This is a genomic window from Streptomyces iconiensis (assembly GCF_028657195.3).
Taxonomy (GTDB): Bacteria; Actinomycetota; Actinomycetes; order Streptomycetales; family Streptomycetaceae; genus Streptomyces; species Streptomyces iconiensis.
The window spans coordinates 66,964-89,706 of the sequence record NZ_JANCPR020000032.1; the positions used below are offsets into that span (position 1 = coordinate 66,964).

Sequence of the window (22,743 nt, forward strand, 5' to 3'; positions counted from 1 at the left end):
CCCGCGTGGCCTCGGCCCGTGCGGTGGTCTCGCGCTCTTTCTCCCCGTGCGCCATCGGTCCGGCCCCGGCGGCGGGCGCGCCGGACGACATCCCGGCGCGCTCGCCCCTCACGACTCAATCCCCTGGAAAGGCTGGTTCGTTCGGGCCGCACCTGCTAGCTTCCCCAACCACCAATCATACATTCACTCGGAATGTGTATGAATGGAGGGTTCATGCGAGGAAAGACGGCCGTGGTTCTCGGCGGCAGCGTGGCGGGGTTGTGCGCCGCGGGAGTGCTCGCCAGGCATTTCGACGAGGTCATCGTCCTGGAGCGGGACCGGCTTCCGCCGGACGCGCAGCACCGGCGGGGCGTGCCGCAGAGCAAGCACCCGCACTTCCTCCTCAACTCCGGGCGCCGCGCGATCGGCGAGATCTTCCCCGGCTGCGAGAAGGCGCTGATCGCCGCGGGCGGTATGCACCTGATGCCGTCGATGGACGCGGCGTACTGCGAGAACGCCGGCTGGTCCCCACGCCAATCCGGGTCGATGACGATGGTCTACAGCTCCCGCGTGCTCATCGAGCGAGTTCTGCGCGACAAGGTCCGCGAGCTCCCGGCCATCGAGATCCGCGAGGGCGTGACCGTCACCGGGCTGCGCTGCACCGGGGGCGGCACGGAAGGCGGGCGCGTCGAGGGAGTCGAGTACCGCACGGGCGACGAATCGGGCCACCTCGCCGCCGACTTGGTCGTGGACGCGCTGGGCCGCGGCTCCTCCGTCGCCGCCTGGCTGAGCACAGCGGGATGGCCGGCGGTGCCGGAGAAGACCCTCGACGCCAAGGTCACCTACACCTCGCGGTGGTACGACCTGCCGCCAGCGGAGCGGCGCCCGCAGTCGTGGTGGTGGAAGCACCTGGTCGTCACTCCGACCCAGGACACCGGCGACCACCCCGAGGAGCACGAATACCTCAGCAACTTCTTCCCGATCGAGGGCGACCGCGCCATCGTGTGCATGGGGGCGTGGGGCCTGCGGATGCCGCGCGAGGTCGAGACCTTCGAGGCCGCGGCGGACCGCGTACGGGCCACGGCCTTCGGGAAGGCGGCGCGCGCCTGCACACCGACCTCCGAGGTGCACCTCACCCGTTCGACCGACAACAAGTGGCGCCGCTTCGACCTGATCGGCCAGCCACCGCTCGGGCTCGTCTGCATCGGTGACTCGATCTGCGCGTTCAATCCGTTCTACGCCCAGGGAATGAGCTCGGCGGCCCGCTCCGCGCTCATCCTCGCCGAGCTGCTGCATGGCCGCGACGTCCTCGACCTCGCCTTCTTCCGCGAGTTCCTCGCCCTGCAGAAGAAGTCACTCGACGTGCCCTGGATGCTCGCAATGGCCCGTGACCAGGCATACGACTTCGCGACCGGAAGCGAGGTCGTCGCCCGTTGGCGCCGCACACTCGCCGCGCGCCTGAGCTGGCCGGTCTTCAACGCCATCAACGCCGCGAGCCGCGAAGACCCCTACGTGGAGCGGACGTTCGCGCAGGTCTTCAACCTCGACAAGTCGCTCAGGCAGATGGCCACCGATCCGCGGTTCTGGTTCGGCATCGCACGCTACAAGGTGCGGCAGCGACTCGGACGCACGGTCGTGCCCAGCGGCTTCGACGACCAACAGGACCCGCCCGGAACCGACTACACCGGATACACCCGCGCCGCCGGCAACGCGCCGTCCGCCAAGGCCGACCTCGTCAAAGACTGACCCGAGGAGCACGAAATGAGCTATTCATGCGACTCGGCTGCCGAACGTCTGGCTGAAGGGCTCGGCTTCTCCTGCCGTGGCGCCGCTCCCGTCGTGGACTTCCGCAACCCGCTCTCCCCCGAGAACGCCACCATGCCGGTCCTCGAACTGCTCATCGTCGGCGGCGCGGTGTTCGCCCTCGTCCATGCGTGGCGGCGGTGGCGGCGCGATGGCGACCCGGTCAACCTCTCGCTGTGGTTCGCCTCGGTCGTCTACCTGGCGGTGATCGAGCCGCCGCTCTACTTCCCGGGCTGGTTCGGCCTTGAGGAGCACGTGGGGCTCATCTTCTCCCACAACGTGTTCACCGCACAGTTCATGTACGACCGCCTGCCGCTCTACATCGTGGCCTTCTACCCGGCGCTGTCCCAGCTCGCCTACGAACTGGTCCGCGCCCTCGGTGTCTTCGCACGGCGCGGGGCCCTGCTCGGTTCGCTGGCGGTCGCTTTCGCCTGCCAGGCGTTCTACGAGATCTTCGATCAACTCGGCCCCCAGCTGAAGTGGTGGGCGTGGAACCCCGACAACAAGATGATCAACGAGCCGGCGCTCGCCTCGGTCCCGATGAACAGCATGTTCCTGTTCGCCTCGGTGTCCTTCGGCACGATGACCTACCTCGTCATCCGCCTCGTCGGCGACAAGGAGGGCCGGGGCACGCTCAACGGACGGCAGATCGCCCTGCGCACCGTCGCCGCCGGCGCCCTGACACCGTTGGGAATGACGGTCGCCGGCATCCCCAGCAACGTCTTCCGCGGTGGAGCCGACATCGGGATCCAGCAGGCCATCCTCGGCGTCGAGCTCGCCCTGGTGTGGATCGCCGGCCTCTACCTCCTCGCGGACGCCTGGCGCACGCGTCGGACAGACCCGGCGCCGATGGCATCGCCGCTGTTCGCGCGCACCTACCCGGCGCTGTACCTCGGCGTCCACATCGTCCTGTGGCTGACCGCATTGCCGGCCTACATCTCCGCGACCGACGGCCTCACCGAGCAGGGCACACCGATCGGCAGCCTTTGGTACACCGCGCTGTGCACCGCCGCCGCCACCGGGCTCATCGTGGCCGCACTACGAGCGTCCTCACCCCAACGGACCGCGGAGCCTGTGCGATCCTGAAGGCATGGGGCACCACGGCTGGGGAGGTCGGCCTCCCGCATCGGACGCGGAGGCCCGGCAGCGCATCATCGACGCGACCGCCCGCTGCGTCGACAGGCACGGCGTCACCAAGACGACCCTGTCCGACGTCGCCGGCGAACTCGGCGTCACCCGCCAGACCGTCTACCGCCACTTCGGCCGCATCAGCGACATCGTCGCCGAAGTGGCGGCCCAGGGCGCCGAGTCGTTCGTCGACCTGATGCTCGCGCACCTGCGGGGAATCACCGACCCGGCCGAAGCCGTTGTCGAAGGCATGGTCTTCTGCGTACGGACCATCCCCACCGAGCCACGCCTGAGCCTGCTGCTGCAACTCGGGGACACCAGCGCCTTCGGCCGCGGCGCCACCACCCAGGGCACCATCGCCTACGGCGCCAAGATGCTGAGGCGCTTCCCCGTCGACTGGGCCGCCGCCGACATCGGTGAGGACGACCTGCGCGGCCTCGCCGAGATCATCATGCGACTTCTGACCTCGCTGCTCCAGCACCCGAGCGAAGCAGCGCAGGACGAAGCCCACCTCCGCGCCCTCCTCAACCGCTGGCTGGCCCCCTCCCTGTCCCGGACAACAGCCTCCGCGCATCGGCGACCCTGAACGCTCAGCGGACGTCAAGTCCGGTCTTCCTCGGTTCGTGATCGCTCGACCGTGGTATCGATCGTCGTGTCCGGCGCCCCAATGAGCATGTCCGTGCTGAAGAAGACTCCGAACCGCCCGAGCCGAACGCCGCCTACCAGGCCATCGTGAACGCCTTCAACCAGCACCCCGACCAGGAGTTCCGAGCCCGTGAGCTCCACGAGCTCTGGGCCCACCGACGAGGCATCGGTCAACGTCACCCGTGCCCGTCCCGGACGCCTCACCCGCCAAGGCTTCCTCACCCAAACCGGACGAGGCCGCTACCAGAACCGGAATCACCGTCCACTCACGGATACCGGCTGCACGGATCACGGCCTGCCCCCTGGGCCGTTCACCCGGACCGGTGCGAGCTGCGCCCGCCGTGACGTCCGAGGTCTTCGGGCGCTGAGTCTTCAGCCGCTGAGCGACACGCCGTACGCTGACGGCTCGTCAGAAACAGTGCGACGAAGGGGCGGCGGACGGTGATCGACACCACGAGCACGGACATCCCGGCGGGTGAGGAGCGCCTGCGCCTCGACATCGAGGACGGCGGCCTGGGCGTGCTCACCCTCTGCCGCCCCGAGAAGCTCAACGGCTGGAGCTGGGAGTCCACCCGGCAACTCGGCGTACTCGCCGACCGGATCCGCTTCGACGACTCGATCAGGGTGGTGCTCCTGCGCGCCGAGGGGCGAGCGTTCTGCGCGGGCATCGACGTCACGGCGCCCGGAGGCGCGATCACCGGGCGCTCGCCCGCCGAGCGGACCCGCAACTACTACGAGGGCATCCGCTGGGTGCACGAGCGGTTCGCGGTGTTCGCCGGGCTTCCGCAGCCCGTCGTGGCCGCCGTGCAGGGCTACTGCCTGGGCTTCGGCTTCGAGCTGGCCCTGATGGCTGACCTCCGGATCGCCGCGGACGACGCGGTGTTCGCGCTGCCGGAGGCTCAGTTGGGGGTCGCCGTGGACGCGGGCGGCGATCTGCGGATCGCCCGCGAGGCCGGGGCGGGCCTGGCCAAGCTGCTCGCCCTGACCGGGCGGCGCATCGACGCGGCCACCGCCGAGCGCCACGGGCTGCTTCAACGCGTCACGACGGTCGGTGAGTTGGAGGGGGCGGCGCGTGAGGTCGCGGCCGAGATCGCGGCCAACGCGCCGCTCGCCGTACAGGGCATCAAGCGGAACATCGACGCCTACGCGGACGCCGGGCTCGCCGCTGCCCTCGACCGCACGGCCCGCACGGCCGCCCTCACGCTCACCTCCGAGGACGTGCGCGAGGGGTACGCAGCGAAGGCCGCCCGCCGGACCCCGAGGTTCCGCGGCACCTGAGCCTCACTCCGGGCCCGCCCCGCCGAGCTGCTCCCGCACCGGCACCACCGAGGGCTGCACCAGCGCCCGGCGCTGCCAGTTGGCGCCGTCGACCACCAGGGTGTGACCGGTGATGAAGCGCGCGTAGGGGGAGGCCAGGAAGGTCGCCGCCCAGCCCAGCTCGCGCGGCGCGCCGACGCGCAGGGCGGGCTGCCGGGCGCCCAGGCCGGACTGTGCGTCCTGTGCGTCCTGCCGTTCCTGCGCGTCGAGGTTGCCACGGATGGCGCCGGGCAGGTCCTCGTGCGGCATCAGGCCCGGCACCAGGCCGTTGACCTGGATGCCGTACGGGCCCCACTCCACGGCCAGGGTCTCCACCAGGTTCTTGACGCCCGCCTTCGCCGCCGCGCTGTGCGCGAAGCCCGGGCCGCCGGTCCAGGCGTACGAGGCGCCGACGTTGACGATCGATCCTGGCGTACCGGCGGCGAGATGGCGGCGGCCGAACTCGCGGCACATGAAGAACGTTCCGGTGAGCGTCGTGTCGACGACGGCACGCCAGGCGTTCGGGGACATCTCATCGGCCGGGACCGGGAAGTTGGCAGCCGCGTTGTTGATCAGCACATCCGGCAGGCCCGCCGCCTCGGTGGCCCTGTCGAAGAGCGCGGCGACCCGCTCGGGATCCCGGATGTCGCACTCGGCCGTCGTCACGCGGGCGCCGAGCCCGGCCAGCTCCTGCCGGGCCCGCTCCAGATGCTCCGGCTTGCGGCTTGCGATCACCAACTCGGCGTCCAGGCACGCGAATTCGGCGGCCATGGCCCGGCCGAGCCCGGTGCCGCCGCCGGTCACCAGGACCACGGTGCCGTTGTACGTGCCGGGCGGCAGGGCGCTGCTGCCCGGCGGGGGAGGCGCGGGCAGGCCGCGCGGTACGGGAGGCGTGGGGTGGTCGTCGTAGGCCATGGAAGGAATCGGTATCGCGTGGCCGCACAAAGGTCCATGCCCATGGAAAAGGACATTGACAGGGCGTCAGGCGCGCCGGGAATCCTGGTGGACGGCCCGGTACGGGAACCGTCGGGCGGGTAACTCGGAAGTGATGAGGAATCGCTGGTGGTGGCGCCCCGACTGGGAGGCCGGCCGCCGCTTCTCCACCTGGCACGCCACATTCGCGCAGCAGCCCGGCGTGTGCCGGTTCATCGACGCCTACCGGCGGGTGCTGCGCCACGTGGGCAGCCTGGATCCGGTACCGGACCAGTGGCTGCACCTGACGATGCAGGGCCCCGGCTTCACCGACGAGGTGGACGAGAACGAGATCGCGGAGATCGTGGAGGCGGCCCAGCGGCGGCTCGCGGCACTCCCCTCCTTCGGGGTGACGTTCTCGTCCTTCGACGTGATGTTCTCGGCGCTGCGGATCACCCCCGAGGCGGTGGAGTGCTTCGCCCAGCCCGCCGGACCCGTGTGCCGTCAGTCAGCCCTCCCGGAGGTCGGGTGAGCTGGTGACGCCGGGGTCCTGGCCGGGGTCCGCGGCGGGGGCCGGGCCGGGGTCCGCGGCCCGGCCCGGGTCCCCTTGGTACAGCTCCTCGATCCGCGACGCGTAGCGCTTCGCCACGTGTGGTCTGCGCACCTTCAGGGTCGGGGTGAGCGTGCCCCGTTCCACGGAGAAGTCCTCGTCCAGGACGGCGAACGCGCGGATGCGCGCGGGCCGCGCCACCCGCGCGTTGGCCGCAGCGACGGCCGCCCCGACGCGGGCCCGGATTCCGGCCGTGTCCAGGCCGTCCGTGCTGTCCGGATCGACGGTCACGAGCGCGACCGGATAGGGGCGGTTGTCGCCGACCATCACCGCGTGCGAGACGCACTCGGACTCCTCGATCAGCCCCTCGACCTCGGCGGGGCTGAGGTTCTTGCCGGACGAGGTGATCACCAGGTCCTTCTTCCGGCCGGTCAGGACCAGGTAGCCGTCCTCGTCCAGCCGCCCCAGGTCCCCGGTGTGCAGCCAGCCGTCCTCGTCCAGCGTCTCGCGGGTGGCCGCCGCGTTGCCGTGGTAGCCGGGGAAGACGCCCTCGCTGCGCGCCAGGATCTCGCCGTCCTCCGCGATCCTGACCTCGCAGCCCGGAATGGGCCTGCCGACCGTGCCGGGCCGGTGGGCGCCGGGGTGGTTGAGGGAGATGACGCCTCCGGACTCGGTCATGCCGTACCCCTCGTAGACCGTCACGCCGCAGGCCCGCAGGAAGCGCCGGGTGGCGTCGGAGAGCGGGGCCGCGCCCGACAGCGCCCACGACAGACGGCCGCCGAAGATGCCGCGCACGGGGGCGTACAGCCGCTCCTCCGCCGCCTCGTACCGCTCCAGCAGTTCGCCCTCGGGGCTCTCGCCGCGCTCGCGCAGATCGGCGACCTCGTTCCCCGTGCTGATCGCCGCCTCGAAGCGCTCGCGTCCCTCGGAGCCACCGGATTCGGCCATCCGCCGCACCGTCGCGTACACCTTCTCGAACAGCCGGGGCACCGACGGCAGATGCGTGGGGCGGGCCTCGGCCAGCTCCGGGACGATGTCCTCGATACGCCCGCCGAAGAACCACAGCTCGCCGCCCTGCACCACCGAGCGGAACTCCACGAGCTGCGCGAGCAGATGGGCGAGCGGGAGGTAGAGGTACGTACGGGCGCCGGAGCCGCTCGCGACGAGCTGCCCCGTGGAGTCGTGGAGGTACGAGATGTTGCCGTGGGTCAGCAGGCAGCCCTTGGGCGGGCCGGTCGTTCCCGAGGTGTAGACGATCGCGCACAGGTCCTCGTCGGTGACGGAGGCGGCACGCTCCAGCAGTTCCTCCTCCGTGCAGGAGCGTTCCGGCACGGCCGTTCCAGCCGTCGCGGACGTTTCAGCCGTCGCCGCTGTTCCAGCCGTCGCGGCCGTCCCAGCCGTCGCCGCCGTCCCAGCCGCCGCGGCCGTTGCGGCCGTCGCCGCCATCGCGGCCATGAGCAGGACGTGCCGCAGCGACGGCAGCCGCCCGGCTGCGCGCAGCGCCTCGACGCGCGCAGCCTGCGCCTCGTTCTCGCAGATCACGACGGTGGTCCCGGAGTCGGACAGCACCCAGGCCGTCTCCTCCTCGCCCGCCGTCGGGTAGACCGGCACCACCACGCCGCCCGCCGCGAAGACCGCGAACTGCGCGATCGTCCACTCCGGGCGGGTCTCCGACAGGATCGCGACGCGGTCGCCCCGGGCCACGCCGAGCCCGCCGACCAGGCGCCGGGCCACCGTCCGTACGGCCGTGCGGAGCTTTTCGTACGTCATCACGCCGTCCCGGCCGTGGAGCGCGGGCGCCGGGCCGTGCCGGTCGGCCGCCCATTCGGCGATCAGGGCGAGGGTGGCGGGGCGGTCGGACATGCGGGGCCTCCCGGGGTGCGGTCACGTCATGGGGACGGTCGTGCTTCCGGACACTGGCCCGGCGCACGCTAGCCAGCGGGGCGCCGGAGGGGGATGACGGGAAACGTCACCACGGCTGACCTCTGTGCTCAGCCGCAGTACCGTGCCCGACCATGGGGAGTGGTCACACGATCACCGTGCGCCGGGTCCGTGCCGTGCTGCGCGGCGCCGAGCGCCTCGGCATCGACACCCGTCCGCTGCTCCAGCGCGCCGGCATCCCGCCGCTGCTGCTCGGCGACGACGCGGAGGGGGTGACGCCCGCGCGGTTCGCGCGGCTGATCCAGGATCTGTACCGCGCGACGGGCGACGAGTTCCTGGGCCTGGGCGCCGCGCCGAGCAGGCGCGGCACCTTCGCGATGATGTGCTACGCCGCGCTCGGCTGCGCCGACCTCGGCGGCGCGCTGGACCGCGCGGTCCGCTTCTACGGCCTGTTCCCCGGCGGTCCCCGCCTCCGCCTGGAGTCCGAGGCCACGGGCCGTACGGCGCGCTACGCCGTGCTGAGCCCTCTCCCCCACGACCCCGACCACTTCCTCGCCGAGTCCCTCCTCGTCATCTGGCACCGCACGTCGAGCTGGCTGGTCGGACGCCGGATTCCGCTGCTGAGCACGGAGTTCGCCTATGTGCGCCCGCCGCACCACGCCGAGTACGAGGTGATGTTCGGCTGCCGTCCCCGCTTCGGCGCCGAGGTGACCTCGGCCGTCTTCGAAGCGCACTGGCTGCGGGCACCCGTGGTCCGCGACCAGGCCGCGCTGGACGCGCTGCTGCGCCGCTCGCCCGAGGACCTGCTCGTCCGGCACACCTGGGACGTGACCGTCTCCGAGCGCGTACGCCACACACTGCGGCAGGCCCTCCGTGAGGGGACCGCGCTGCCGGAGCTGGGCGCGGTCGCGGCGCGGCTCGCGGTCAGCCCGGCCACGCTGCGGCGGCGGCTGGACGCCGAGGGCACCTCCTTCCAGCGGCTGAAGGACGCCGTGCGCCGCGACTCCGCGCTGGAGTCCCTCGCCCGCGGGGACGAGCCGATCGCACTGCTGGCCCGGCGGCTCGGCTTCTCCGAGGACACCGCCTTCCACCGCGCGTTCCGCCGCTGGACGGGCCGGACGCCGGGGGACGTTCGCGGTCAGTCAAGCTGAGCGTTCCGGTCAGCGCCTTCCTTACCCGTGGGTCACTACGGTCCTCCCGTCCGCCCCTGTGTGTACGTGGAGGTGAGCCCTTATGCGCGTCCGTCCCGTGGCCCTGGGCGCCTGCGTGGCGTCGGCCCTCTCGGTCCTGATGGCACCGACGACGAGCGCGGCGCCGTCGGCGCAGTCCCCCGGCGATGTCCTCGACTCCCAAGAACAGCGCTTCCTGCCCAACCCCGTGCTGCCGTCGAAGTCCAAGTCCTGGAAGATCCACTACCGTTCCACGGACGCGCGCGGCGCGGGCAACACCGTCTCCGGCACGGTCATCGTCCCCGACGACGGAAAGACCGGCACCCGCCCCCTGGTCACCTACGCGGTCGGCACCGTCGGACTCGCCGACAAGTGCGCCCCCTCGGCGACGTTCCCGTACGGACTCACCAAGGAGGGCACCCTCATCCAGCAGGCCATAGCCCGCGGCTGGGCCGTCGCCGTGACCGACTACGAGGGCATCGGCACACCCGGCACGCACACCTACACCGTCGGCCGCGCCGAGGGCACCGCCGTCCTCGACGCCGCCCGTGCGGCGCAACGCCTGCCGCAGGCACGGGAGAGAGGGGTGAACGCGAAGTCCCCGGTCGGCATCATGGGCTACTCCCAGGGCGGCCAGGCCAGTTCCTGGGCCGCCGAGCTGCACGGCTCGTACGCGCCGGAACTGGACGTGAAGGGCACGGCCACCGGCGGTGTGCCCGCTGACCTGAACAAGGTCGCGGACTTCAACGACGGAAACATCGGCTCGGGCCTCATCGCGATGGCCGCCGTCGGCCAGGACGCGGCCTTCCCCGAGCTGCGGCTCGACACCTACCTCAACGCGCGCGGCAAGCTCCAGAAGAAGATCGCGGAGAACAGCTGCGTCGAGATAGGGGCCGCGTCCTGGCCGCTGGGCCGCATCGAGGACATCACGGTGAAGAATCCCCTCGACGAGCCGGACTGGCAGCGCCGCCTCGCAGAGTCCCGCCTCGGCGGTACGGCCCCCGACGCGCCGGTCTTCCTCTACCACGGCGCGGTCGACGAGCTGATTCCCTACGGCGTCGGCACGGCTCTCCGCGACGAGTGGCGCGGGAAGGGTGCTTCGGTGACATGGAAGAGCCTGCCCCTCGGGCACGTCACGGGGGCTGTGGCCGGTTCGCCGCTGGCGATGAAGTGGCTCGCGGCCCGTTTCACGGACTAGCCGGGCGTGGAGGGGGCTGCGCTTGCCTGGCCTTGCCCGTGCGCAGCCCCCGAGGGATGGCCGATGGACCAGCGCGCCACGACCGTGTCGTGGCGGGTGGTGGCCATGACGTGGGAGACATCGGCCTGCTCCGGTTCGGACCGCCCGCCCGTGCTGAAGCCATAGGCGGCGTCCGCCGTCCCCCAGCCGAACGGAATGTTGTCGGCGAGCACGCGTCGGACGCGAGGTCACGCGGGCGCTGAGCTGCCTGGCGTGGGGCCCGGCTACTCGCTCCCGGTGCCCTGGGGCGGTGTGACGCTCGTGGCCGGTACGACGGCCGCGGTCGCCTGGGCGACGGTCTTGCCGTCGGCGTTGACGATGCGGCCGTTGACGAGCATCCGGTGCCTGCCCGCGTGCACCAACTCACCGCGCACCTCGTGGAGTTGCCCCGTGTGCGGAGGCCGGGTGAAGTCGATGTTCAGGCTCAGGGTCACCATCGGGCAGGCGCGCGCGGTGCGGGTGGCGCCCGCCGAACAGCAGACCTGGTCCAGCACCGTGGCGATGGCTCCGCCGTCCACACCTCCGGCGAAGTTGTGCGTCGCCGGGGTCGGCCGCCAGGACAGGGTGACGTGGTCCGGCTCGGCAGCGGTCAGCCGCAGCCCGATCTCGTCGTACTTCGACTTGTTCCAGTGCTCAAGCCGCCCGTCGGCCATCGCCTTGAGCACGTCGAGGCCGCTCAGTCCGTCCCACTCCCCGGCCTTCGTCTCGGGGTCCTGTCCCATCGTCAATCGCCCCTCGTCGCTCGTCGCTCGTCAGTCGATCGGCAGCGCTCTGCAATCGCCTCCGATGATGGGGGAACGGATTCCGCGTGTCGACACCCGCAAGACGGTGAGCCGCGGGCGCGGGCCGGGACCGGCGACGGCGTCGGGACCGGGACCGGGACGGCGTCAGCCTGTCTCCCTCGCGCGGAGCGGCGCGGCCACCTCGTTCAGGAACGACGCCACCTCGGCGTACGAGCGGAGGAGACCCACCTCGCGGTAGGGGATGCCCAGTTCGGCGCAGTACGCCAGTGTCAGCTCGCGGACCCGCGGGAGGTTCTTCTGCGGCATGGCCGGGAAGAGGTGGTGCTCGATCTGGTAGTTCAGGCCGCCGTAGAGGAAGTCCACCAGTGGTGAGGGCCGGATGTTGCGCGAGGTGAGAACCTGGCGTTCCAGCCAGCTCAGCGACTCCGCCTCGCCGTCCCGCAGCTCCATGCCCTTGTGGTTGGGCGCGAAGATCATTCCGAAGTACACGCCCTGACACGCCTGTTGGACGAGCACGAACGTGACAGCCTGCCACGGGGTGAGCACCCAGAAGACCAGCCCCAGATACAGCGCCGCGCGTGAGGCGATGAGGGATGCCTCCAGAACCGGTCGCCGTAGCTCACGGCGGGCGATGGTGCGGTAGGCCGTCATCTGCATCTTGAACAGCTCGCACACGAGCAGCAGGAAGAACAGGACACCCTGGTGCCGGACGATGAACCGCTGCCTGCGTGTCCGGGCGGCGTACTGCTTGCGGTCGAAGATCGCCGTCCGGCGGCCGATGTCCGGGTCACGGTCCAGGTGGTTGGGGTGGGAGTGGTGCCGGTTGTGGTGGTTGACCCACCAGCCGAAGCTGGCGCCGTTGATGAGGTTGGCGTGTACGAGCCCCACGGCGGTCGCGAGCCGCTTGCTGCGGAACATCGCCTTGTGCCCGGCGTCGTGCCACATGAACGCTGACTGGCCGCCGCAGAAGCCCATCCACACGGCCACGGCGAGCGTCCACCATGTGGCGCCCAGGGCGAAGAACGCGGTGAGCCCCGCGCCCAGCAACGCGGTGTTCAGGGCCAGCTTCGCCAGGTAGTAGCGCGGGCACAGGTCCAGCAGCCCCTCCTCCCTGACGCGCCGTGACAGCTCCGCGAAGGTCGCGGACTGCCCGGCCTCTGGTGACGCCGCGTCGCGTGGAACGGTGGCGCTGTCGACGTACTGCATCACTGATCCCCTCGGTATCCGCTCGGTGTCCGCTCGGCAACGGTGCGGGACATCGCTGAGAGGGCCAGGGTGCGAACGGGAACTGATGCACGGCTGACCGTGCCCTGACCCCGCGCGGGCACCGGCCGGTGTCAGCCGCATGTCAGTGACGGCGTGCTTCATGGTGTTCTGCCCCGCCCCGCCGGCTGCCCCACGCCCCGGCGGTCCTTCCGACAGCGACGCGAGGGAGAGGAGAGGCACCATGACGCATGCCCTTTCGACCCGTGAGCATCTGGATTCCCTTCCTGCCGTCGAGCGGGTCGAGGAGCTGGAGGGTCTCGTCGTCGACCAGTTCAAGCGCCCGCTCTTCCTGACCGGCTGCGACGAGCTGGACCTGAGCACGAGCTTCTTCGATCTCGGGCTGACCTCGCTGCGGCTGATGGAGATCCAGCGGAGCCTGGAGGCCGAGCTGGAACTCACGTTGGACACCACGGCGCTGTTCAACCGGCCGACCATCGAAGAGCTGGTGCTGCACCTCGACGCGCTCCTGGGAGAACGGGCATGACGGCGCGGGACTCCACCACAGCGGACGAGCGGCACCTGGACGCCTATCTGCGCGAACTCCTCGACCCCGCCCGGGCGCGGCACGGCGGGGAGGACGCGATGCTGCTCGGCAGGTACGAGCCCGTCGCTATCGTGGGCGCCGGAGTCCGCTTTCCCGGCGGCTGCGACTCGCTGGACGACTTCGACGCCTTTCTCCGCGACGGCAGGTCAGGCATCGTCCCCCTGCCGGAGGACCGCTGGGACCCGGCCGCCTTCACGGCGGACGACCCGGCCGATCCGGAGACCAAGGGAAAGATCCGCACGGCAGGCGGCGGTTACCTGGACCGGATCGACCTCTTCGACGCGCCGTTCTTCAACATCTCGGCCAAGGAAGCGCAGTACGTCGATCCCCAGCAGCGCATGGTTCTGGAAACCGCGTGGCAGGCGCTGGAGCACGCCGGCATCGACGCGGCCGGCACCCGTCGGGGCAACGGCGGCGTCTACATCGGGGCCAGCTCCATCGACTACGCCATGGAGCTGGACGCGCTGCCGTACGAAGAACTCGACGGCCACCTCGCGGCGGGTATCACCATGTTCCCGCTCTCCGGCCGCCTCTCGTACTTCCTCGGCTGGCGCGGACCGAGCGTCAGCGTGGACACCGCCTGTTCCTCGTCGCTGGCCGCGCTGCACATGGCGGTGCAGGGACTGCGCGCCCGGGAGACGGACATCGCGCTGTGCGGTGGCGTCAACGCCCTGCACCATCCGCGCATCTCCGTGATGTTCTCGCACGCGAACATGCTGTCCCCCGACGGGCTGTGCAAGACCTTCGACGAGGCTGCCGACGGCTATGTCCGCGCTGAGGGGTGCGGCATCGTCGTCCTCAAACGGCTCACCGACGCCGTCCGCGACGGTGACACGGTGCTCGCGCTGGTGCGCGGAACCGCGGTCGGACAGGACGGCGACAGCGCGGGACTGACCGTGCCGAACGGCGCCGCGCAGGAGACGGTCATGCGGAACGCGCTGGAGGCGGCCCTGCTGGCGCCGGCCGACATCCAGTACGTGGAGGCACACGGCACCGGTACGCCGCTGGGCGACCCCATCGAACTCGGTGCCATCAACGACGCCTGCGCGCAGGGGCACGACGCCGGGAACCCGCTCCTGGTCGGCTCCGTCAAGACGAACCTCGGGCACATGGAACCCGCCTCGGGCGTGGTCGGGCTCCTCAAGGCCGCGCTCCAGATCCGCTCGGGCACCGTCTATCCGCATCTGCATCTGGCGAAGCCGTCCGGGCGCATTCCCTGGGACGTCTACCCGGTACGCGTCCCCACCCGGTGCACCCCGTACCCGCCCGGCACCCGGCGCGCGCTGGTGAACAGTTTCGGCTTCGCCGGGACCATCGGCGCCGTGGTACTGGAGGAGCCTCCCTGGGCCTGTCGTACGGACAACGCGCCTGCCGCGCCCCGGGTGTTCACCCTGTCAGCGAAAAGCGCCCCGGCCCTGCGGGGCCAACTGGAGTCCTACCGCGCGTTCCTGGACGGGAAGGGCCGGCGGGACGGCAACGGAGACCGAGACGGAGACGGGATCGACCTCGACTCCCTGTGCTACACCACGCACCTCGGCCGGTCCCATTTCCCCCACCGGCTGGCGGCTCCGGTCGAGGACGCCGACGCGCTCCGCGCGCTCCTCGACGGAGCGCTCGCCCGCGAGGACAGCGCCGCGCCGCCAGGAATCCGCAAGACCGCGTTCATGTTCACCGGACAGGGCTCGCAGTACCCGGGCATGGGCGCGGCGCTCTTCGCGCGGTTCCCCGCTTTCCGTGCGGCGGTGGAGGAGTGCGACCGCCTGTTCGCCCCGCGGCTCGGACGTTCCGTACGGGATCTCGTCGTCGACAGGGAGACCCCAGAGGACGACCTCGGACGTACGGAGTTCACGCAGCCCGCCCTGTTCACCCTGGAGTTCGCACTGGCGCGGCTGTGGCGCAGCTGGGGCGCGCGGCCCAACGCGCTGATCGGGCACAGCGTCGGCGAGGTGACCGCCGCAGCGGACGCGGGCCTCCTGTCCCTGCCCGACGCCGTCACCCTGGTCGCGGCGCGGGCCCGGCTGATGCAGTCGGTGAGCGCGGCGGGAGGGATGGCCGCGGTGGCCGCCTCCGAGGAGCGGGTCGGGCCGCTCGTCGCCGACCTCCCCGGCCTCGCCCTGGCCGCGGTCAACGCTCCCGACCAGTGCGTGATCTCGGGTGACGTCCATGTCCTCGACAAGGTCGCGGACGAGCTGGGGCGCAGCGGCGTACGGGTGGACCGGCTCGCGGTGTCGCACGCCTTCCACTCGCCCCTGATGGCCGGGGCGTCCGACGAGTTGCGGGACGTGCTCGCCGGGATGGCCTTCCACGATCCGCACACCACCGTGATCTCCAACCTCTCCGGTCGCCCGGCACGCAAGGGCGAGATGGCGACGGCCGACTACTGGGCGCGGCACATCAGCGAGCCCGTACGGTTCATGGACGGAGTCCGCTCCATCGCCAGGCGGGGCCGTCACGCGTTCGTGGAGATCGGCCCCTCCGGGGCGCTGACCGCGCTGGCCCGGCGGTGCGTACCCGCCGCCGAGCACCGGTGGCTGCCGTCTCTGCGGGGGCGTGCCGGGGACGGCGGCGCCCTGGTCAGCGCACTGGCCGGCTACTACGAGGCGGGGCTCACGGTCGACTGGGCTGGCTTCCACGGCACCCGGAGCGCCCGGAAGACGGCGCTTCCCACCTATGCCTTCCAGCGTGCGAGGCACTGGCTCCCGGTGCCCCGGCCCGGGAGCGCTGCCGCGCGGACGGGCACGGACCCGGCGTGCCACCCGCTGCTCGGCGCCGAGCGCGCCTCGGACGGTACGGAGGAAACCGCCGACCGGGTACGGGAGTTCGCCACCTCGTGCACGCCGGGGAGCGTCCCCGCCCTGGAAGCGCTGCGCACTCCGAGCGGGCCGGCGCTGCCCCTTGCCGCCACCGTCGACCTGCTGCTGGCGCTCCAGGACACGGTGTACGGCCACACCCGGGCCACCGTCAGCCAGCTCCGGGCACACGGGCGAGAGGCGGCACTGTCCGGCGGCCCCGACGGCACGTTTGAGTTCCGTACGCGCCTCACGCCCGTGCCCGGCACGGGGAACGGAGCCGGTGGGGCCAGGGTGGAGGTTCTCAGCGCGCGGGACGGCACGGAGACGGCACACGTCACAGCCCTTCTTCAGGAGGACGGCCCCTACCCCGCCGCCACCGCTGCGGCCCGGAAGCTCCGCTCGGTGGCCGGACAACTGGGCACGCCTGTCGAGACGGTGTCCCACGAGGACATCTACCGGGACATGGAGTCCGCAGGCCGTGCCTACGAGCCACGGTTCCGCACGCTGCTGCGTGCCGAACGCCACCCGGACGGGATGCTCAGCGGCGAGGTCACGGTGGACGGGCCAGGCCGCCCGCTGGAGCAGCTTCCCCCCGAGGTGCTGGAAGGCGCGCTGCACACGCTGAGCGTCGCGGACCACGACGCTCCGGCCCTCGCCCCTGCCCGTATCGGCGCCCTGCGGCTGTGCAGGAAACCGCGCGCCAGCCGCCTGCGCGTACTCGCCCGTACGGCCCCCGCGTCCGACGACGCCGCCGCGTGCAGGCGTACCGCCGACATGCTGCTGCTCGACGACGGGCAGGTGGTCGCCGAACTGGCCGGGGTCGAGCTGGAGCGGATGCAGGACCCGGCGTCCGCACGGCACTTCCTCCACCGGCCGTGCTGGGTGCGCCGCTCCGGCCGCCCGCGCGGCACGCCGCACCCGGCACGCCATGTCGCGGCGCTGTGCCGCACCGAGGAGCGGGCCAAGGCGCTGGAGAGCCTGGCGGAAGCGGGATCCGCTGCGGATGCCGTGGATACGGCGGACGCAGGGGACGCAGGGGACGCAGCGGGCGGGGGCATCGGGATCACGGCGGTCTCCAGCCCGGACGCGCTGCGCGACCTGCTCCAGGACGCACCGGTGACCGACGTGTGCTGGTTCTGGCAGTCCGCCGGGGCGCCCGTCACCGCGGCGTCGTTGCGCGCGGAGTGCGAGGCCAACTACCGGCATCTGCTCGGCGTCCTCCCCGCGATGACGGACGGCGGGGCCCGGACGCCGAGGCTGTGGCTCGTCACCGAACGGGCCCAGCGGGTGCCGGGCGACGAGGCGGAACCCGGCCGGGGGCTGGCCGCCACGACCCTGTGGGGCTTCGGGCACACGCTGCTGAACGAGTATCCGCAACTGCGTGCCACCCTCGTCGACGTGCCGGACGACGGCGGTCTCCCGGATCTCGTATCCGAGTTGCGGACGGCCGACGACGGTGACTTCCAGGTGGCCCGCAGGGCCGGACAGCGCTATGTGCGCAGGCTCCTGCCGGGCGACCCGTACCCGCCCGACGGCCCGTTCGAGCTGCGCGCGTACCCGGAAGGACCGGCGGCCGGAGACGGGGAGGCGGGCCCGCCGTCACAGGACCCGGGCTCGCCGTCAGGGGACCCGGCCTTCCAGGTCTCCGCCGTCCCCTGCGAAGCCCCTCCGGCGCCAGGACCCGGCGAGGTGACGGTGCGGGTGCACGCGGTCGGGCTCTCCGCCGACGACGTACGGCGCGGCGCCGAGGCCGAGGGCGCAGCCCTGGGCAGCGCGGCGAGCGGCACGGTCGTCGCGGCGGGCGCGGAGGCCGGATTCGCCCCCGGGGCCCGGGTGGTGACGCGGGATCAGGGCCTGGCGCGCCGCACCGTCACCCTGCCCGCCTCCACCTGCACCCCGGCACCCCCTGACGTGCCGCCGGCCACGGCGGCGGCGCGCCAGGCCGAACCTGCCGGCGGGAGCACGGCTCCGTCCGCGCTCCACCCGCCCGTATACGCGCCCGAAGAGGCCGGCGAGGCACTGTCCCTGCTGGCCCGGGGCGCCCTTGCCGGGGCCCCGGCCGTACGGGTCGCCGACGAACGCGACCGTCAGGAGCCGGGAGACGCCCGCGCGCCCGTGCCCGTCCGGCCGGACCGCGTCTACCTGGTGACCGGAGGGCTCGGCGGTCTTGGCCTCGTCACCGCGCGGAAGCTCGTGGAGTGGGGCGCGCGGCGGCTCGCGCTGCTCAGCCGCAGCGGTGAACCCAGCCCCGAAGCGGCATCCGTCCTCAGTGAACTGTCCGGCCGCGCCGACGTACGGCTGCTGCGCGGTGACGTGAGCAGCCCGGAGGACGTCGCACGCGTCACGGCCGAACTGCTGGAGGACGAGCGTCCCGTGGGCGGGATCGTGCACGCTGCCGGGTCCGTCGGCAAGAGCCTGATCTCGCGCATGCGCTGGGAGGACATCGACGAACAGTTCCAGGCCAAGGTGTACGGGGGGTGGCTGCTGCACGAGGCGGCGGCCTCTTTCACCCAGCTCGACTTCTTCGTCGCCTACTCGTCCATCGCCTCGGTGGTCGGCGGTGCCACGCAGGCGCACTACGCGGGCGCGAGCGCCTTCCTGGACGCGCTTGTCGAATGGCGCGCGGCCCAGGGGCTTCCGGCCCGCGCCGCCAACTGGGGTGCCTGGGCGGGCGTCGGCATGTCCGCGCGGCTCGACAGCGAGCTGAGCGCGGAGATCCAACGCGGCGGTATCACCTTCTTCTCGCCCTCGCGCGGGCTGCGGGCGCTGGAGCACCTGTGGCGTAGCTCCGCGCCACGGCTGGTGGTCGGTGACGTCGACTGGCCCCGGTTCACCGCCGCGGCACCCGTGGAGGACGCGCTCTACGCACGGCTCCCCCGGCGCGCTGAGACGGCGGTTGAGCAGTCGCACGACGTGGACGTGGAGTCCCTGCTGGCGCTTCCGGGGCCGGAGCGCTCCGCCGCCATCGAGGGCCTCGTCGCCGAGACGGTGTCCGCCGCGCTGCACATGCCGAGGGGGGAGGAGCTGGACCACGGCGCCGAGTTCACCTCTCTCGGCCTGGACTCGATGACCGGTATGGAGGTCAAGTCCGCCATGGAGAAGACATTCCGGCTCACGCTCCCCGCCTCGCTGATCTTCGATCATCCGTCGGTGCGGCGGCTTGGCCGGTTCCTGGAGGAACAGGTCGCGTCCCGGGAGGCGGCGTGAGGGTGATCAGCCATGAGTGAGACACCGGTGACAGCCACTCCCGCCGTCCCAGCCGCCCCCGGCCAGGGCGCCCCGCAGCGGGGCACGCCCTGGCGACTCGCCGCAAGCTGCGCGGCGCTCGCCCGCGACCGCGCCGATCACCCGGCGGTCCGCTGCGAGGACCGCTGCCTCAGCTACGCGGAGCTGCACCGCTACAGCAACCGCCTGGCGCACGCGCTCCGTTCGGCGGGAGTGAGGCGCGGCGACCGCGTCGCCTTCTACGGCCGCGAGTCGGAGCACTACTACGCGCTCGTACTCGCCTGCGCCAAGCTCGGCTGCGTCATCGTGCCGGTCAACTGGCGGCTCACGGCGCACGAGACGGGGCACATCCTGAGCGACTCCGGCGCCGGGCTGCTCTTCGTCGCCGACGAGTTCGCCACGACCGCCGAGCGGGCACGGGCTGCGGCTCCCGGCCGCACCGTGCGGCTTGGCGACCATGGCGCCGGACTGCGCGACTGGTGCGCCGACGAGCCCGAGGACGACGTGGAAGCGGAGGGCCCGGGCCCCGACGACGCCGTGGCCCAGATCTACACCAGCGGAACGACAGGTCTTCCCAAGGGCGTCATGCTGGCGCAGCGGAGCTTCTTCAGCCTGCCGGCGGCGCTGGGTGACAGCGGGGGTGAATGGATCGACTGGCTGCCGGACGACGTCAGCCTCGTCTCACTGCCGGGCTTCGGCATCGGGGGCCTGGCATGGTTCCTGCACGGCTTCAACGCCGGGGCGACGAATGTCGTGATGCCCGCCTTCCATCCCCAGGAGGCGCTGCGGCTGGTCCGCGAACACCGTGTGACCACCACCTTCGCGGCGCCCGCCATGCTGGAGATGCTGCTGGACGAGAGGGGCGCCGGCCCGGAGGCGTTCGCTTCGCTGCGCAAGGTCGCCTACGGCGCGGCGCCGGTCACCGAGAAGCTGCTGCTGCGCTTCATGGACGAACTGGGCTGTGCGCTGGCGCAGATCTACGCCAGTACGGAGACCGGCAGCGTCGCCGTGTGCCTGCCCCCGGCGGCGCACCGTCCCGGCAGCCCGCTGCTGGCCTCGGTCGGCCGTGCCTGCCCCGGCAACGAGATCCGGATCACCGACGACGAGGGCCGGACGCTGCCGCCGGGGCGGACGGGACAGATACGGATCAGGACGCACGCGCGCATGCTCGGCTACTGGAACAACCCCGGGGAGACCGCGCGGGCCGTCGCCGGGGAGTGGGTGCGCATGGGCGACGTGGGCCGCCTCGACCCGGACGGCTATCTGTACCTGACGGGGCGGCAGCACGACACCATCATCTGCGCGGGCCAGAACATCTATCCGGCCGAGATCGAGAGGGAGCTGGTCGCCCATCCCGAGGTGGCCGACGCGGCCGTCGTCGGGCTGCCGCATCCGCGCTGGGGCGAGAGCGTCGGCGCGTGCGTCGTGCCGCGGCCCGGCTCCGGCGTCAGCGCCGGGGAGCTGGTGGCGCGTCTGCGCGGGCGGCTCGCCAACTACAAGCTCCCGACCAGCCTCCACATGGCGGATGCCCTTCCCCGCAACCCCTCGGGCAAGGTGCTGCGCCGCGACGTCCGGGAGTGGCTGCTCGCGGCTGACGGTGACCGGTGACCGGCCCTCACCCCCGGCCCGGAGCGGAAGGAAGCGGAAAGGGAACGGAAAAGGAGCGGAGAGAGAAGGGGAAGGAAGCGGACACGATGGACACTCCATTGCGGCTCGGCGTCCTGATGCCCACCAGGGAGCAGGCGATCACGGGCGACCACGCGGCCGGGCAGCTCCTCGCGTTCGCCCGGGACGCACAACAGTGGGGATTCGACTCCCTCTGGGCAGGTGACTCCCTCACCGCGCGGCCACGGCTGGACCCGCTGGTCGTGCTCTCCGCAGCGGGGGCCGTCACCAGCGGCATCACGCTCGGCACCGCGGCCCTCACCGCGGCCCTGCGGCACCCTCTGATCAGCGCCAACATGCTCGCCTCCCTCGACCACGTCTGCGCGTCCCGGCTGATTCTCGGCCTCGGCTCCGGCTTTCCCGTACCCGAGACCGAGGCGGAGTTCGCCGCAGTGGGGGCCTCCTACGCGGGCCGGGCCTGGCGGCTCGACGAGACGGTCCGGCTGTGGCGTACGGCCTGGAGGGCCACCGAGGAGAACGCACCCACCCACTTCGAGGGGCGGCACCAGCGCGCCACGGATCTGGACGCGCTGCCCCGCCCCCACCGCCCGGGCGGCCCGCCCCTGTGGCTGGCGGCCAGTGACACACCTGGCGTGCTGCGCCGGACGGCCCGGTACTACGACGGCTGGCTCCCCTTCCTGCCCTCGGCCGAGGCGTACGGCAGGGCACGCCGCCGGATCGCGTCGCTCTGCGTGGACGAGGGCCGCCCTGCGGACGCGGTCGTCCCCGGTCTGTACGCCACCCTCACCGTGGGCCAGGACAGCGCCCGCGCCAAGGAGGAGCTGGAGCACTACGTGGAGCACTACTACGGTCGCCCGCTCAGCGCGATGTCCACCATCCAGGCGTACGCCTGGGGCAGCCCCGCCCAGTGCGCCGACCGGCTGTTGGGCTATGTGCGTGAGGGTGCGCGGCACATCGTCGTCCGGATCGGTTCCCTGGAACCCGCCCTGCACCTCAAGCAGATCGCGGAAGAGGTGCTTCCGGCAGTACGCGCGGGAGCGGACCGATCCGCCGGCGCCGAACCCCGCTTCCCGTCCACGAAGGAGTGACGACATGCTGGATGACCTCGCGAAGGGCATGTCGGCCGCGGGCCACTGGTTCCACCCGCCCGAGCCCCCCGACGACGCGCACTTCCGGCTGTTCCTCTTCCCGCACGCGGGCAGCGGCGCGATCATCTACCGGGAGTGGCCCGAACTGCTGCCGCCGTCGGTCGCACCGCAGGCCGTCACCCTGCCCGGCAGGCACAACCGCCGCGAGGAGCCGCCCCATACGGACTGGGAACCGCTGCTCGACGCGCTCTACGACGCGGTGCTGGCCGAGCTGGACGACCGGCCGTTCGCTTTCTTCGGCCACTGCCTGGGCGCGCAGCTCGCCTACCGCCTGACGGTGCGGCTGGAGAGCGAGGAGGAGCGGCGACCGGCCCTGCTGGGCACGTCGGGCTGGTCCCCTGTCGGCTTCTTCCAGCCGACGGAGGAACAGAGCCGGATGCCGGAGCCCGAACTGGTCTCCTGGATCGAGAAGTTGGGCTCGTTCCCCGCGGAGATCTACAAAGATCCGGAGATGCTCGCCCTCGTCGTACCGGCGCTCCGCGCCGACCTGCTGGTCGCGGCACAGTACGCCGACGACGGCGCCCGGGTGTCCTGCCCGCTGGTCTCCTACGGCGGGAACGCCGACCCGCTGCAGGAGGCACCGGACGCCATGTCGCACTGGGAGGAGCGCAGCCCGCGCTACCTGGGCCACCGGGAGTTCTCCGGCGGGCACTTCTACATCGACCGCCACGCGCTGGCTGTGACCTCGGACCTGGCCGGCCACCTGGACCGGCTGGACGGGCAGGCGGTCTGACGAGGCGCCACCGCCCTGCGCGCCCTCCCCGGTACGCGCCCTGCTCCGGAACACGTCCTGTTCGGT

17 protein-coding genes and 1 pseudogene are annotated in these 22,743 nt (G+C 72.0%); 12 read left to right on the forward strand and 6 right to left on the reverse strand.

What is annotated here, in order from left to right:
- Positions 1-213 precede the first annotated feature (213 nt).
- From NMN56_RS28290 to NMN56_RS28300, 3 genes are read left to right on the forward strand one after another with little or no spacing between them, the layout of a single operon-like run.
- Positions 214-1,725, forward strand: a complete 1,512-nt coding sequence (locus NMN56_RS28290; RefSeq protein ID WP_274046472.1) for an FAD-dependent oxidoreductase — start codon at positions 214-216, stop codon at positions 1,723-1,725.
- Between the two features lie 15 nt (positions 1,726-1,740).
- The gene (locus NMN56_RS28295; RefSeq protein ID WP_274046473.1) at positions 1,741-2,868 is read left to right on the forward strand and encodes a hypothetical protein; all 1,128 of its coding nucleotides are present in this window, start codon (positions 1,741-1,743) and stop codon (positions 2,866-2,868) included.
- A gap of 4 nt (positions 2,869-2,872) precedes the next feature.
- Complete coding sequence (locus NMN56_RS28300; protein WP_274046474.1) at positions 2,873-3,496, forward strand: TetR/AcrR family transcriptional regulator; 624 nt, start codon at positions 2,873-2,875, stop codon at positions 3,494-3,496.
- 14 nt (positions 3,497-3,510) lie between these two features.
- Here NMN56_RS28300 and NMN56_RS28305 read toward each other — a convergent pair whose 3' ends face one another.
- Positions 3,511-3,735 (reverse strand): hypothetical protein, encoded by a 225-nt coding sequence (locus NMN56_RS28305; protein WP_274046475.1) that lies wholly within the window; start codon positions 3,733-3,735, stop codon positions 3,511-3,513.
- 261 nt (positions 3,736-3,996) lie between these two features.
- Between NMN56_RS28305 and NMN56_RS28310 the strand changes: the two genes are divergently transcribed.
- Positions 3,997-4,833 carry an enoyl-CoA hydratase/isomerase family protein gene (locus NMN56_RS28310; RefSeq protein ID WP_274046476.1) on the forward strand — a complete coding sequence of 279 codons (837 nt, stop codon included), beginning with the start codon at positions 3,997-3,999 and terminating at the stop codon, positions 4,831-4,833.
- Between the two features lie 3 nt (positions 4,834-4,836).
- Here the strand turns inward: NMN56_RS28310 and NMN56_RS28315 are convergent, their stop codons facing one another.
- Positions 4,837-5,766: an SDR family oxidoreductase gene (locus tag NMN56_RS28315; RefSeq protein WP_274046477.1), complete on the reverse strand. Its 930-nt coding sequence runs from the start codon at positions 5,764-5,766 to the stop codon at positions 4,837-4,839.
- 133 nt (positions 5,767-5,899) lie between these two features.
- On the opposite strand from NMN56_RS28315, the gene NMN56_RS28320 reads away from it, so the two are divergent.
- The gene (locus NMN56_RS28320) at positions 5,900-6,295 is read left to right on the forward strand and encodes a 2'-5' RNA ligase family protein (RefSeq protein ID WP_274046478.1); all 396 of its coding nucleotides are present in this window, start codon (positions 5,900-5,902) and stop codon (positions 6,293-6,295) included.
- Here the strand turns inward: NMN56_RS28320 and NMN56_RS28325 are convergent.
- Positions 6,272-8,176, reverse strand: a complete 1,905-nt coding sequence (locus NMN56_RS28325; RefSeq protein WP_274046479.1) for an AMP-dependent synthetase/ligase — start codon at positions 8,174-8,176, stop codon at positions 6,272-6,274. The two genes, NMN56_RS28320 and NMN56_RS28325, sit on opposite strands and share 24 nt — an antisense overlap.
- A 152-nt stretch (positions 8,177-8,328) precedes the next feature.
- On the opposite strand from NMN56_RS28325, the gene NMN56_RS28330 reads away from it, so the two are divergent.
- A complete protein-coding gene (locus tag NMN56_RS28330; RefSeq protein ID WP_274046480.1) occupies positions 8,329-9,345 on the forward strand; it encodes an AraC family transcriptional regulator in 1,017 nt (338 codons plus the stop codon).
- A gap of 82 nt (positions 9,346-9,427) precedes the next feature.
- Positions 9,428-10,561: a lipase family protein gene (locus NMN56_RS28335; protein ID WP_274046481.1), complete on the forward strand. Its 1,134-nt coding sequence runs from the start codon at positions 9,428-9,430 to the stop codon at positions 10,559-10,561.
- Positions 10,562-10,614: 53 nt separating this feature from the next.
- Here the strand turns inward: NMN56_RS28335 and NMN56_RS28340 are convergent.
- The 3 genes and pseudogenes from NMN56_RS28340 to NMN56_RS28350 form a co-directional block, all read right to left on the reverse strand.
- Positions 10,615-10,782: pseudogene (locus tag NMN56_RS28340) on the reverse strand (IS701 family transposase); the annotation flags it as partial.
- A gap of 42 nt (positions 10,783-10,824) precedes the next feature.
- On the reverse strand, positions 10,825-11,322 hold the full coding sequence (locus NMN56_RS28345; RefSeq protein WP_274046482.1) for a PaaI family thioesterase: 498 nt from the start codon (positions 11,320-11,322) through the stop codon (positions 10,825-10,827).
- Positions 11,323-11,487: 165 nt separating this feature from the next.
- Positions 11,488-12,549 carry a fatty acid desaturase family protein gene (locus NMN56_RS28350; RefSeq protein WP_274046483.1) on the reverse strand — a complete coding sequence of 354 codons (1,062 nt, stop codon included), beginning with the start codon at positions 12,547-12,549 and terminating at the stop codon, positions 11,488-11,490.
- Positions 12,550-12,790: 241 nt separating this feature from the next.
- Between NMN56_RS28350 and NMN56_RS28355 the strand changes: the two genes are divergently transcribed.
- The 5 genes from NMN56_RS28355 to NMN56_RS28375 all read left to right on the forward strand — a co-directional run bounded on the left by NMN56_RS28355 (position 12,791) and on the right by NMN56_RS28375 (position 22,677).
- On the forward strand, positions 12,791-13,093 hold the full coding sequence (locus tag NMN56_RS28355; RefSeq protein ID WP_274046484.1) for an acyl carrier protein: 303 nt from the start codon (positions 12,791-12,793) through the stop codon (positions 13,091-13,093).
- Positions 13,090-19,152: a type I polyketide synthase gene (locus NMN56_RS28360; protein ID WP_274046485.1), complete on the forward strand. Its 6,063-nt coding sequence runs from the start codon at positions 13,090-13,092 to the stop codon at positions 19,150-19,152. Before NMN56_RS28355 ends, NMN56_RS28360 begins: the two co-directional genes overlap by 4 nt.
- 12 nt (positions 19,153-19,164) lie before the next feature.
- Positions 19,165-20,778, forward strand: a complete 1,614-nt coding sequence (locus NMN56_RS28365; RefSeq protein ID WP_274046486.1) for a long-chain-fatty-acid--CoA ligase — start codon at positions 19,165-19,167, stop codon at positions 20,776-20,778.
- An 86-nt stretch (positions 20,779-20,864) separates the two neighbouring features.
- On the forward strand, positions 20,865-21,884 hold the full coding sequence (locus NMN56_RS28370; protein ID WP_274046487.1) for an LLM class flavin-dependent oxidoreductase: 1,020 nt from the start codon (positions 20,865-20,867) through the stop codon (positions 21,882-21,884).
- Between the two features lie 4 nt (positions 21,885-21,888).
- Positions 21,889-22,677 carry a thioesterase II family protein gene (locus NMN56_RS28375; protein ID WP_274046488.1) on the forward strand — a complete coding sequence of 263 codons (789 nt, stop codon included), beginning with the start codon at positions 21,889-21,891 and terminating at the stop codon, positions 22,675-22,677.
- The last annotated feature ends 66 nt before the right edge of the window (positions 22,678-22,743 follow it).